8 protein-coding genes and 1 other RNA gene are annotated in these 13,207 nt (G+C 63.3%); 5 read left to right on the top strand and 4 right to left on the bottom strand.

The genetic code is table 11. The features are described 5' to 3' along the window. Positions 1-29 precede the first annotated feature (29 nt). Positions 30-362 (bottom strand): thioredoxin TrxA, encoded by a 333-nt coding sequence (trxA, locus tag Q7T10_RS02065; RefSeq protein ID WP_304745375.1) that lies wholly within the window; start codon positions 360-362, stop codon positions 30-32. Positions 363-448: 86 nt separating this feature from the next. On the opposite strand from trxA, the gene Q7T10_RS02060 reads away from it, so the two are divergent. From Q7T10_RS02060 to Q7T10_RS02050, 3 genes are all read left to right on the top strand, one after another. Continuing rightward, positions 449-2,962, top strand: coding sequence for a PD-(D/E)XK nuclease family protein (locus Q7T10_RS02060; protein ID WP_304745373.1), 2,514 nt, complete (start codon positions 449-451; stop codon positions 2,960-2,962). Positions 2,963-3,424: 462 nt separating this feature from the next. Beyond that, positions 3,425-6,802: an exodeoxyribonuclease V subunit beta gene (locus Q7T10_RS02055; protein ID WP_304745371.1), complete on the top strand. Its 3,378-nt coding sequence runs from the start codon at positions 3,425-3,427 to the stop codon at positions 6,800-6,802. A 49-nt stretch (positions 6,803-6,851) separates the two neighbouring features. Further along, positions 6,852-8,126: a TIGR03862 family flavoprotein gene (locus Q7T10_RS02050; protein WP_304745740.1), complete on the top strand. Its 1,275-nt coding sequence runs from the start codon at positions 6,852-6,854 to the stop codon at positions 8,124-8,126. A gap of 4 nt (positions 8,127-8,130) precedes the next feature. Here Q7T10_RS02050 and Q7T10_RS02045 read toward each other — a convergent pair whose 3' ends face one another. From Q7T10_RS02045 to Q7T10_RS02035, 3 genes are all read right to left on the bottom strand, one after another. Further along, positions 8,131-9,972, bottom strand: coding sequence for a diguanylate cyclase (locus tag Q7T10_RS02045; RefSeq protein WP_304745369.1), 1,842 nt, complete (start codon positions 9,970-9,972; stop codon positions 8,131-8,133). Between the two features lie 104 nt (positions 9,973-10,076). Continuing rightward, an RNA gene (ffs, locus tag Q7T10_RS02040) (signal recognition particle sRNA small type) lies at positions 10,077-10,173 on the bottom strand. Positions 10,174-10,231: 58 nt separating this feature from the next. Next, a complete protein-coding gene (locus Q7T10_RS02035; protein ID WP_304745367.1) occupies positions 10,232-10,687 on the bottom strand; it encodes a hypothetical protein in 456 nt (151 codons plus the stop codon). A gap of 147 nt (positions 10,688-10,834) precedes the next feature. On the opposite strand from Q7T10_RS02035, the gene dnaX reads away from it, so the two are divergent. Next, complete coding sequence (dnaX, locus tag Q7T10_RS02030; RefSeq protein WP_304745365.1) at positions 10,835-12,808, top strand: DNA polymerase III subunit gamma/tau; 1,974 nt, start codon at positions 10,835-10,837, stop codon at positions 12,806-12,808. A gap of 64 nt (positions 12,809-12,872) precedes the next feature. Beyond that, positions 12,873-13,205 carry a YbaB/EbfC family nucleoid-associated protein gene (locus Q7T10_RS02025; protein ID WP_304745362.1) on the top strand — a complete coding sequence of 111 codons (333 nt, stop codon included), beginning with the start codon at positions 12,873-12,875 and terminating at the stop codon, positions 13,203-13,205. Positions 13,206-13,207 lie beyond the last annotated feature (2 nt).

The raw sequence follows: 13,207 nt of genomic DNA, 5'->3' as shown, positions 1-13,207 counted from the left end.
AAACTCAAGTGGCTGGAGACCTGGCCTGATCAGGCGAGTTGCTGATCGATGAAGGCGGTCATCTGCGCCTTGCTCATGGCGCCGACCTTGGTCGCAGCCAGTTGGCCGCCTTTGAACAGCATGAGCGTCGGGATGCCGCGAATGCCGAATTTGGCCGGGATGTCGCGGTTCTCGTCGACGTTCATCTTGGCAACCTGCAGTTTTCCTTCGTAGGCGGCGGACACCTCATCCAGAATGGGCGCGATCATCTTGCAGGGACCGCACCACTCGGCCCAGTAGTCCACCAGAACGGGTTGGACGGACTGCAACACATCAGCCTCGAAAGAAGCGTCGGACACATGTTTGATAAGTTCGCTGGCCATGGAGTTTTCCTTGATGGAGGGTCGGTACAGGTCAAGTGGGGAAATTGTGACAGAAACCAAGCCCCTTCGCCGATCGGCCATCCGCTATGGATGAAATAGCAAAAAAACATCCTGCCCAGGCAACATGGGACAAGGTCATGGGCCAGATCCGTACCGAGATGGCGCGCCAAGAGGTGCACCCGTCGCGCACCGTGGTGCTGGTGCCCTATGCCCAACTGATGCAGGAGGCCCGCAGCGCCTGGCTCAGGGGGCAAGACGGTGCGCAGGCGCACTTTGTTCCCCGGTTCGAGACCACCATGAACTGGACCCGTAGCCTGGGCGGCTTTGAGCCGGGCGGGGATGATATGCAGCTGGATGCCGCACGCGACGTCCTGACGGCCGCCTCCCTGTTGTCGCGCGCGGGACTGGGGGCGTACGAGAGCGTGCTCAGCGCACGCGTGATGGAAGCCGCCTGGAGCCTGGCCCGCACCGCCGCTGCCGTGGCGCCGATGGACCGCGCCCCCTGGGGCGCGCGTCTGGCTGCCGAGCTTTCCACCGGCATGGAATCCACCGTGCTGGCGCTGGAGGCCGCGACGGCGCAGATTGCGCTGGCATGGGCGGCAAGCTCAAGCTATCCGTCTGATCCGGTTTTTTCCGCGGCGCCTGATTTGCTGGTGCTGCTGGAAGGCTTCCAGGCCGAACCGATGGCGCTTGCGTTGCAGCAGCGCCTGGGTGAGCGGGCGCTGGTGTTGTCGTTGGTGCCGCCGCTGGCTGCGCAGGATGTGGACAGTGGCGCCGCCCGGGTGGCGCTGCACACGGCGCAGGATGCAGAAGACGAAGCGCATCGCGCTGCCGCCTGTGTGTTGGCGCATCTGGCCGCTGGCCATGGTCCGGTGGCCCTGGTGGCGCAGGACCGGGTGCTGACGCGTCGCGTGAGCGCCATGTTGGGCGGGTGCGGCGTGGCGGTGCGTGACGAAACCGGCTGGAAGCTGTCCACCACGCGGGCTGCCGCCTCGCTGATGAACTTGCTGCGTGCCTGTGCGTGGGACGCCTCCACCGATGCGGTGCTGGACTGGCTCAAGAATTCAGCGGCGTTCGAGCCACTGGCCGTGACGCAGGCCGAGGCGAGCTGGCGCCGGATGGGTGTGCGCGAATGGCGTTCGGTGCCCGTCAATGATGGGGTGGCGCTGCAGGTGAAACCGCTGCGCGACAGTCTGCAGGCCGGCCGGCCACTGGCGCGCTGGCTGGCGGATCTGCGCTCCGCCCTGCAAAGCGCGGGGCAATGGCCGGGCTTGTTGCAGGACCCGGCCGGGCAGGCCGTGCTGGACGCGCTGCGGCTGCGTGAGGGGGCCGAGTTTGAGTTCCTGGATGTGCCCACACGCATGGGTCTCAATGAGTTCACGGCGTGGGTCAGTCAGACGATGGAAGGGGCGAGTTTCTCTCCGGAACACCCGGCGCACGCGCAGGTGGTCATTCTGCCCTTGAGCCAAGTGCTGGGCCGTCCCTTGGCGGCCGTGGTGTTCCCCGGCTGTGACGAAATTCGATTGCCCCTGTCGCCCGAGCCGCCCGGCATGTGGACCCCGGCCCAGCGCGCGCTGCTCGGGCTGCCATCGCGCGAGCAGCTGGCCGATGCCGCGCGGGCCGCCTGGCGCTACGCCCTGCAATTTCCGAATGTCGACGTGCTGTGGCGCCAGAGTGAAGGTGGCGAGCACCTGATGGCCAGCGGCTTTGTCCAGGAGCTTCGGCTGCAGCAGGCCACTGAACTTTCTCCCGACCCCCGCGTCGTGCGCACCTTGGCACCGCAGCCCTGCGCCATGCCCAGCCCGACGGGCGACGAGCTGCCGCTGACCCGGCTCTCCAGTACCGCCTACGAGGATCTGCGCCGCTGCCCGTACCGGTTTTTTGCGCTGCGCCAGCTCAAGCTGCAAGAGCCGGATGAGCTGGACTTGGAGCTGGGAAAGCGGGATTTCGGCAACTGGCTGCATCACGTCCTCAAGCTCTTTCATGAATCATTGAATCAGGCGCCAGCCCCCGAATTATCTGCCCGGGTAGCTATGATTAATGTAGCGGCTGAGCAAGCGACGCAAGAGCTGGGTTTGTCGCAGAGTGAATTCCTTCCTTTTGCCGCTGCCTGGCCGCGCGTGCGCGCGGGCTACCTGCAATGGCTGGCTGATCACGAGGCCAGTGGTGCCGCCTTCCTTGAGGCCGAGGCCTGGAAAGAGACCCCGCTGGGGCGCTTGAACCTGGTTGGCAAGATCGACCGCATTGACCGTCTGGCTGATGGCAGCGCGCTGGTGATCGATTACAAAACCGAAGCGCGCAGCACCACCGCCCAGCGCATCAAGGAGTCGCTGGAAGACACCCAGCTTGCGTTCTATGCGGCCTTGTTGACGGACGACACACTGGCTGCGGCTTATGTCAATGTGGGGGAGAAGGATGCCACCAGGAGCTATGCGCAGCCCGACATTGTTGTATTGCGTGATCAGTTGCTGGAGGGCATTGCTAACGACATGGCTCGGATTGCGGCGGGCGCACTGATGCCGGCGTTGGGGGAGGGCAAGGCTTGCGAGTTTTGCGCTGCGCGGGGCTTGTGTCGAAAAGATTTTTGGGAATTGGCGTGATTTCAGTTTTGTTTGGTTTGCTTCCCCCACTCACTCCCCCAGCCCCTCTCTCGCCCCGCCGGGCGAAAGAGGGGAGCCTCATTTTGTTTCTGCGCTCCGGCAACGGAATTACAGGGGTTGGTTACCACTGTGCTTGGCGCGGCAAGAATTCAGGGCGCGAGTTCCGAGCGTCGGAGACTGGCGGGCTGAAACAGGCAGTGCGCGCGATGTCTTTTTTTGTCTCGTCGCGGCCGCTTAGCGGCCGCCCGTGCCGCACTGAGATGCTGGAGCCAGCCCCAACTGTTAACACGGGCCGTAACGCGCAAGCACAGTTGCAGCAGTCCCCAGTTTCCCCCTCACCGAAGGCCAACGGTCAAATGAGGCTCCCCTCTTCCGCCCGGCGGGGCGGGAGAGGGGCGGGGGGGAGTGAGTGGGGGAAAAACCTCCCGGCTAAAGCCAATCAGACCCCGGCGGGAGCCAACAATGCCTGATCAACAAGACCAGCCCGCCTACGAACACAACGGCCAGCTCGTCCGCCCCGAAGCGTTCTACAAAATTGCGTGCGACCCACGCCGCAGCGTGGCGGTCGAAGCCTGCGCCGGCGCCGGCAAAACCTGGATGCTGGTGTCGCGCATCGTGCGCGCGCTGCTCGATGGTGTTGACGCGCAGGATGGGACCTTGCGGGTGCAGCCGCATGAGATTCTGGCCATCACCTTCACCAAGCGGGCGGCCAGCGAGATGCGGGAGCGGCTGTACAAATGGCTCGCCGACTTTGCTGACGCGGACAACGAAACACTGGTGAAAGAGCTGCGGGACCGTGGTGTTTTGATTGAAAACGACCTCCAGCCCCCGTCCATGCTGCCTGAGCAGCTATCAAATCTATATCAAAGCATTCTTGCCAGTGGGCGGCAGGTGCAGGTGCGCACCTTTCACAGCTGGTTTGCCGCGTTGCTGCGCACTGCGCCGCTGGCTGTTCTGCAGCAGATGGAATTGCCCGCCAATTACGAGTTGCTGGAGGACGATGCCCCGGCCAAGGCGCTGGTGTGGCGGCGTTTTTATGCGGCACTGGTACGTGACGTCGAACGCAAGGCCGACTTTGAAGCAGTGGTGTTCGAGCATGGCCGTTCGCAAACCGAAAAAGCCTTGCAGACGGCGCTGGACAAGCGCACCGAGTTTGCCCTGGCCGACGCCCACGGCGTGGTGAGTGAGTCGGTGCTGCATTTCTGCGACCAGTACCCCGAATTTGCCGGGCTGGCTGCGCCGGATGACTTTCTGAGCGCCCATCCACTTCGTTGGCAAACCCTGCTCGATGCCGCCAAAGCCTTGGGTGGCGCCAGCGCCAGGACGTTTTCAGCCAAAGGGGTTGAGCTTGAAACGGCGCTGTCTGCCGGCGACATATCGGCCGCGTTTTCCGCCTTGCTGACCGAGAAGGGCACGCCGCGCAAGTTTGGCGAGAAGATCGCCGGTATTGAACTGGTGCGCGACGCGCAGGACTTGGTGTTGCGCGTGGTAGCAGCTCGCCTGCAACACGCGGCCTGGGTCTACCAGCAACGCATGGCGCGGCTCACCCGGGTGCTGCTCAACGAGTTCGCCGCGCTGAAACGCGAGCGCGGCTGGGTGGACATGAATGATGTGGAGCGCGCTGCGCTGGTGATGCTGGGCGACCCCATGCTTTCGGGCTGGGTGCAGGAGCGCCTGGATGCCCGCATCAAACACCTGTTGATTGACGAGTTCCAGGACACCAACCCGCTGCAGTGGCAGGCGCTGCGCTCGTGGCTCAGCGGCTATGCGGGCGCTGGCGGCGGCGCCAGCGGTGGTGCTGGCGCGACGGCGCCCAGTGTGTTCATCGTGGGCGACCCCAAGCAAAGCATTTACCGTTTTCGCCGCGCCGAACCGCAGGTGTTCAAGGCGGCGCAGGCCTTTGTGCGCGACGGCCTTGGCGGTGATTTGCTCAGCTGCGACCACACCCGGCGCAACGCCACCGGCGTGATCGCCACCGTGAATGCGGCCATGGCCGTGGCGACTGAGGCTGATGGCTATGAAGGTTTTCGCCGGCACACCACCAGTTCTTTCGAGGCTGGCCTGGTGTGCAAATTGCCGCCGGTTCCACGGCCGGCAGGTGGGGCGGGGGCGTCAAGAGAAGCAGATGGCGTCGATGAGGAATTGGGTGGGTCACCGGCGGCCGAATGGCGTGACAGCCTCACCACCCCGCGCGAACTGCCGGAAGAAACCCTGCGCACGCTGGAAGCGCGCCAGGCGGCCGCCTGGATTGCCCAGCAGCTCACAAGCGCGGGCCTGCAGCCCGCCGACGTGATGGTGCTGTCGCGCAAGCGGGCTGCTCTCATGCCCTTGCAGATGGAGTTGCGCAAGCTGCACATCGCCGCCCAGATCGGTGAAAAAACCGATCTGATCGATTGTTGCGAAGTACAGGATGTGGTGGCCCTGCTGGATGTGCTGGTGTCGCCCCGGCACGACCTGTCCCTGGCGCGGGCTCTCAAGTCGCCGCTGTTCGGCCTGGCGGATGACGCCCTGGTGCAACTCGCACTGCAGCAGCGTGAGCTGGATTTGCCGTGGTTTGATTTGCTACAAAAATCAGAGCTGTCCACGCTGGATGGACGGGGGGTAGCGACCCATTTGATGCGATGGAAAGGCTGGGTCGACCAGTTGCCGCCGCACGACGCGTTGCAGGCCATCTACACGGATGACGACGTGTTGGCCCGCTTTGCGGCGGCGGCACCCGCCAACCAGCGGGACACGGTGCTGACCAATCTGCGGGCGCTGCTCAGTGTGTCGCTGCAATTGGGCGGCGGGCGTTACGCCACGCCATACGCCTTTGTCCGCGCCCTGAAGGCCGGTGGTGTGCTGGCGCCCGCCGCAGTCAACCCCTTGGCGGTGCGCCTGCTGACCATCCACGGCGCCAAGGGCCTGGAGGCGCAGGCGGTGCTGCTGCTGGACACCGACACCCCCGAGCGCAACGCCGAGACCATGGGTGTGCTCGTGGACTGGCCCGGTGAGGCGGCCTGGCCGAACAAATTTGTGTTCCTCGCCAGCGAGAGCCAGCCACCGGCCTGCGTCGTGCCCACGCTGGACGCGGAGAGGATGGAGCGTCAGCGCGAAGAACTCAACGCGTTGTATGTGGCGTTGACGCGCGCGCGGCACACGCTGGCGATTTCCAGTATCGAGCCCTACCGGGCGGCCGAGCGCAGTTGGTGGCAGCGTCTCTCCAATTTGGCGACCGAGGTCACGCCTGTCGGGCATCTGCCGCCAGCGAGCAGCGCCGTCACGGTTGACGTCAATGTGTTTTATATGAAGGAGCTGCCCCTGGTCCCCGTGGAGTATGCGCAACCCGCTATCAAAAGCGAAGCAGAAGAAGGGGCAGTCAGCCCCGATGATGACGTAGACTCCCCGGTGGCCCGTACGGGCAAGGCCATGCACCGGTTGCTGGAATGGGGCGATATTTCGCCAAACAACACAGCCGCTGTGGTGCGCGAGTTTGAGCTGACACCGGAACAGGGGGCGCAAGCGGCGGCCATGGCCGGGCGCATTTTGCAGGGCGAGGGCGCCTGGGCCTGGGACAAGGCTGTGGTGGACTGGCAGGGTAACGAGATCGACCTGATGTACCAGGGCGAGCCCTTGCGGCTGGACCGCCTGGTGCAGCGCAAGGACGCCGGCCATGCGGGCCACTGGTGGGTGCTGGACTACAAGTCGGCCCAGGCACCGCAAGACCAGCCCGCATTGGTCGCGCAGCTACGGCAATATCGCGCGGCCGTGCAGGCCATTTATCCGGATGACGTGGTCCGGGCCGGATTCCTGACCGGGCAGGGTGCCCTGGTGGAAATCGTGGATGGCAATACCGCCTGAAACCGTAATTAACAGTGAATAGAAGTGGTCAACCGTGAATAGTGATGCAATGAAAAAGGTGATTGTGGTCGGTGGTGGGCCCGCGGGTCTGATGGCCGCTGACGTGTTGTCGGCGGCCGGTGTGGCTGTCCATTTGTACGACGCCATGCCTTCGGTGGGACGCAAGTTCCTGCTGGCCGGCAAAGGTGGGCTCAATCTCACGCATTCGGAGCCAGTTGATATTTTCGCCTCCCGTTTCGGTGCCCGGCGTGCCCAGATCGAGGCCTTGCTGCAGGGCTTTGACGGCCCGCACGTGCGGGAGTGGGCCAAAGGCCTGGGGGTGGACACCTTTGTCGGCACGTCGGGTCGGGTATTTCCCGCTGACATGAAGGCCGCGCCCCTGCTGCGCGCCTGGTTGCACCGCCTGCGTCATCCGGCTTCGGGGCCGGGTGTGCAGTTTCATATGCGGCACCGCTGGACCGGCTGGGGCACTGACAGCACCAGCGACACCGCACCCACGCACTTGAGCTTCGACACCCCGCAAGGTCCGGTGCAGGCCCAGGCCGATGCCGTGGTGCTTGCCTTGGGCGGCGGCAGTTGGGCGCGACTGGGCTCCAATGGGGCCTGGGTGCCCTGGCTGCAGGCGCGTGGCGTGGCGGTGGCGCCCCTGCTGCCGACCAACTGCGGCTTCGATGTGCAGGGCGGCTGGAGCGAACATTTCGCCAGCCGGTTTGCGGGTCAACCCTTTAAATCGGTGGCGATCAGTCTGACGACTTCGCAGGGCGTCAGCTTTCACCGCAAAGGTGAGTTTGTAGCGACTGCCACCGGCGTGGAGGGCAGCCTGATTTACGCGGCTTCCAGCCTGCTGCGCGACGACATCATCCGCAATGGGCAGGCCACTTTTCAGCTTGACTTACTGCCCGACATGCCGGCTGAACGCGTGCTGGCCGAAGTGCGACATCCACGCGGCTCGCGTTCGCTCTCCAGCCACCTCAAAAGCCGCCTGAGCATCGATGGCATCAAGGCCGCCATGCTGCATGAGTTGGTTAGCAAAGAGCAGATGAACGACCCCGTCCAGCTTGCCGCAGCCATCAAGGCCCTGCCCATCACGCTGGTGGCAGCGCGCCCCATTGATGAAGCCATCAGCACGGCGGGTGGCGTGCTGTTTGAGGTCACGGATCAAAACCTGATGCTGGAGCAGTTACCCGGCGTGTTTTGCGCCGGCGAGATGCTGGACTGGGAAGCCCCGACCGGCGGCTATTTGCTGACAGCTTGTTTCGCCAGCGGCAAGGCAGCGGGTGAGGGCGCTCTGCGCTGGTTGAAAGGGCAGCGCGCGTCGGCCTGAGTGCTCAGGTCGCCCCGCTGGCGACGGCGGCCGAGCGTACGCAATTGCGCCCGTCACGCTTGGCTTGGTAAAGCGCTTTGTCGGCGCTGGCCAGAAAGTCCTGGGGGCTGTTGTGTCCGTCGGGTATCCCGCAGGCCACGCCGAAGCTGGCCGTGAAGCGGATCGGACCGCCATCAAATTCAACCAAGAGTTTCTCGATGTCGGCGCGAAATCGCTCGGCTAGCGCCATCGAATCCTGCGGGCCGCTGTCAATCAGCAAGATGACGAACTCTTCTCCGCCATAGCGGGCCAGAACGTCGCCGGTGCGGTGAATCCTGGCGCGCATGAGGTTGGCCAATGCCCGCAGACAGGCGTCACCGCCCGGATGACCATGGGTGTCGTTGATCTGCTTGAAGTGGTCAATGTCAAAAAGAATGAGCGACAGCGAGCTTTTCAGCCGGCAGGCGCGTCGGTGCTCGGTGGCCAGGGCATTGTCAAAGAACGCGCGGTTGCTGAGTTGGGTGAGTCCGTCGGTGGTGGACAGAAGCTGCAATCGGTCATTGGCGACCTGCAGTTGGTCCAGCGTGTTGTTCAGCTCTGTGGTGCGCGCCTTCACGCGCTGTTCCAGCTGGCGGTTGGCTTCTTCCTTGCCCCTGATCAGGGCTTCCTGTGACGCGCGCGCCTTTCGCTCGTGGGCCAGTGCCACGGCCTGGGCATTGACCCGCAGTGAGCGATCGGTATTGATGCGGTCTGCCAGCGTGAATGACAGCAGCACCACGAGCAGGACGATGCCAATTTGGGGCGCATGGTTGGTCCAGGCATTGAACGGTATCAAGCCGAATTTGCTGGCACTCAGAATGCCGATGCCGATCAACACGGCGGTCCAGGCCAGGCAATAGAAGCGTGCAAATCTGGCGCCACGCCACCACCGCCAGTAGCCCACGGTCAGCGCAATCACTGAGGCCAGTGCGCCAAGGATTGCGCCGATGCGGACTGTCACGTTGTAGGGCAGCACAAATGTCAGCACCAGCATCAGGGCGCTGGCGGTCGTCAGAACGCGCAGCAAGTAGAAGGCCGGCATCGAAAAGCTGCGCAGCTTGAGAAAGCTGCGGGCGAATAGGCAGGCGAACAAGGTCGCGCTGGAAATGAAGGTCGAGATGGCGAAGCTGTTCCAGCGAATGGCGCGCGGCCAGACGTAGGCAAAGGTGTAGCCGGTCATCGTGAAGTAAAAAAGCAGGAAGCTGGCAACGAAGCAGATGTAATAAAGGTAGTCAACGTCCCGCGTGGAGAAGAACACAAACAGGTTGTAGACAATCATGATCAGCAGGATGCCGATCACAGCGCCTTGTATGAGACTTTCGTCGTTGCCGGCCTCATGAAATTGGACCAGGTCCCAGATTCGAAACGGTGCCTCAATTGTTCCCGTCGAGGCCAGGCGGATGTAGATCAGGTTGGCCCCCGGCGCCAGGGTCAGGGGCATGATGAAACTCGGGTGGCGAACGGGCCGCTGTGCGAAAGGTTTCTCGTCACCCAGGGCGTAGCTGGTCTTGAGTTGCCCGCCTGCGTAATGGTAGAGCTGCACGTCGTCGATATACGGCTTGGGTAACTCGACGAGACGCCTAGCCTCTTGCGCGCCCTGGTTGTCAATCTGGAAACGAAACCAGTACGCGTCGTCGGTGAAACCAAAATTGGGAGACTGCCGGCTGATGGTTTGCCAGGGCTGGGCGGATGACATGACCTGCTGGCGTGTCAGGGCCCGGGAACTGTCCACCAGGACACCCATCTGGACGCCAACTTCGATGCGTCCGGGTGTCTGGGCTGAGACCTCAAAAACCGGAAAACTGGGAGCTGGACCGCTCTGGGCCATCACCTGCGCTGCAGCCGTCAGGCCAAAGGCACATGCCAGCAACCAGACAGCAGCCGCTCTTGAGTTGAAAGCGACTGCTATCCAGAAGTGTGCAAAAGAATAAGGTTGACGAGCCTTGACCCCGGCACTGGCTCTACAGTTAGGGCTGCTTGGTTCCCCATCTGACCCGGTTGGCCGCTTCACCATGCGGGAAGGCCCGTCAACCGATATTGTAGGGCAGAGTGACCGTCTCGTGCTTGCGCCATCTGCGCCATGCTGGTCACGCGAGTTCACGGATATGACGGGCAACGACCAAAAGCTGGGCCTTGTCCATGCGCACAATGAACTTTCGGCTCACCGAATTGATGAGCATCACCGCGCCGGACATGCCCAGACGCGCGGACTGCTCGACGACAAAGCCGACCTGGGCCAGTTTGAGAGCCCTCAGGTAGTAATAGTCCATGCCAGCCTGCGTCAGATCCGCCACCAGATCGGCCAAGGCGTCACCATGATTTGCCTTGTCAGGTGCTGCTTCAAGGGCAGCCAGTACGGCATGGGTTTTTGCTCGCAGCGCCTTCGAATGGTGGAAGCGCAGGGAGGGTTCGGCTGTGGCAGGGGCTGCCGCGGCTTTACTGCTGGCGGCAGGTTTGACGGTCTTGGCTGATTTCGCGGATGCCGCTGGCCTGGGTGCCGGTTTGGGCGCAGATTTTGCGGCGGTTTTTGCTGAACTGGCCATGATTTTTAGTCCATCTCTGGGCGCGGCGCAGCGGATTGAAGCGTTCACGCATGTATCGATCTTACGCTGCTGCCGGGGCGGGGCGAGGCAATCGGCGCGAAACGGACCTCTGGCTCTATCGTGGGTCGACAGCCTTAGAATCAAAGCATGTCCTATCTAGTGCTCGCCCGCAAGTACCGCCCCCGCAATTTCACGGAAATGGTGGGGCAGGACCACGTGGTGCAGGCGCTGACCAATGCGCTCACTACCCAGCGGCTGCACCATGCCTATCTGTTCACCGGCACGCGCGGCGTAGGCAAAACCACGGTGTCGCGCATTCTGGCCAAGTCGCTGAACTGCCAGGGGCCGGATGGTCAGGGCGGCATCACGGCCACGCCATGTGGCGTGTGCCAGGCCTGTACCGACATTGATTCGGGCCGCTTTGTGGACTACACGGAGCTCGACGCGGCCTCGAATCGGGGTGTGGACGAAGTGCAGTCGCTGCTGGAGCAGGCCGTGTACAAGCCGGTGCAGGGGCGCTTCAAGGTGTTCATGATTGACGAGGTGCACATGCTCACCAACACGGCTTTCAATGCCATGTTGAAGACGCTGGAAGAGCCGCCCGAGTATCTGAAATTTGTATTGGCCACGACTGATCCGCAGAAGGTGCCGGTCACGGTGTTGTCGCGCTGCCTGCAGTTCAATCTGCGCCCCATGGCCCCTGAGACCATCCGCGAGCACCTGCAGACGGTCCTGCAAACCGAGAACGTGCCGGCCGATGTGCAGTCGCTCAAACTGCTGGCCCGCGCGGCGCGCGGTTCCATGCGTGATGCCTTGAGTCTCACGGACCAGGCCATTGCCTTCGGTGCCGGCCAGCTGACTGAGGCCACCGTGCGTCAGATGCTGGGCAGTGTGGATCGCTCCTATGTGTTCCGCTTGCTCGAGGCCCTGGCCCACGGCGATGGCAAGACGGTGGTTGAGACCTCCGAGACCTTGCGCCTGAACGGCCTGAGCGCAGCCTCCACCCTGGAAGAAATGAGCGCGGTGCTGCAGCGCATGGCGGTCTTGCAGGCAGTACCCTCTGCTGCCGCCGAGACCGATGACACCGACCCGGAAGCGGCCGACATGGCCCGCCTGGCCGCGCTGATGCCTGCGGACGAGACGCAGTTGCTCTACAGCATCTGCCTGCACGGGCGCGGTGAGCTGGGGCTGGCGCCAGACGAATATGCGGCGCTGACCATGGTGCTGTTGCGACTGCTGGCCTTCAAGCCGCAAACGGGCCAACGGCCGGTGGCTGAAAAAAAAACTCTGAATAGTGCGCCGATCGAGGCGTCACGGGCGGTTGCGGCGCCTGCACCGGCAGCGCGACCCGTTCCGGTTCGACCCGTGCCCCCGCCACGGCCCGTGAGCTTGCCCGCGACGGTTGCACAGACTGTGCCGGCGGCCACTCAGTCGCGGGTCCCACCGTGGGAGGATGAGCCAAATATGGCTCCAGCCTCCGCAGAACATGCGCCGGTTGCTACAAAAAGTGAAGTTAATCCGGAACGCTCGCCGGAGCCACCGCCTGGCCAGCAGTTGCACGTGGTCACCACGCCCGTGGCGGCGGATCAGGTGCGGGATTATGAACAAAACAAGGCGATAGCCCCCGTCCAGTCAGCGCAAGATGCTACAAAAATAGTAGCAATTCCAGTGCGGGTGCAAGCGGATTCACGCATCGAAGCGGTGGCGGGTCAAGCCGCGGCCGTGGTGCTGATCCCTACCGAAGAGGGCGACTTCTGGCACCTGACGGTGCAGCAACTCATTGCCGGTGATGCCATCACCGCACTGGTGCGCGAGCTGGCATTGCAGTCGCAGCTGGTGGCGCGTGACACTGACCAGTGGCTGTTGCGGGTAGAGCGCGAGTCGCTCAACCAGCCTGGCAGCCGCGACCGGCTGGCGACTGCCTTGCAAGCGGCGGGTCACGGCGTGCGCCTGGTCGTGGAAATCGGCCGGGTCACCGACAGCCCGGCCCGGCGCAACGCGGCGGCGGCGGCCGAGCGGCAACTGGCGGCCGAAAAAATCATTTTTGACGATCCGTTTGTGCAAACCATGATGCGTGATTTTGGGGCGAAAATCGTGCCCGGCAGCATCAAGCCGGGTTGACCTAGATCGCCGGGCTCACCCGTTCAACGCATTTCAGTTTCAAACCTAAACCCAAGGAATATCCATGTTCAACAAAGGACAACTCGCCGGCCTCATGAAACAGGCTCAAGCCATGCAGGACAACATGAAAAAGGCCCAGGACGAACTGGGTTTTGTTGAAGTCACCGGAGAGTCGGGGGCGGGCCTGGTCAAGGTCACCATGAGCTGCAAGCACGACGTCAAGCGCATCACCATCGACCCCAGCCTGCTGGCGGAAGACAAGGACATGCTGGAAGACCTGGTGGCGGCAGCATTCAATGCAGCGGTGCGCAAAGCCGAAGAAACTTCGGCCGAGAAAATGGGCAAACTCACGGCCGGCATGCCCGGCCTGCCGGGCGGCATGAAGTTCCCATTCTGACC

The sequence above is a fragment of the Rhodoferax sp. genome, assembly GCF_030646845.1.
In the GTDB taxonomy this organism is placed as follows: Bacteria; Pseudomonadota; Gammaproteobacteria; order Burkholderiales; family Burkholderiaceae_C; genus Rhodoferax.
This window is presented reverse-complemented; position numbering and strand designations above follow the sequence as displayed.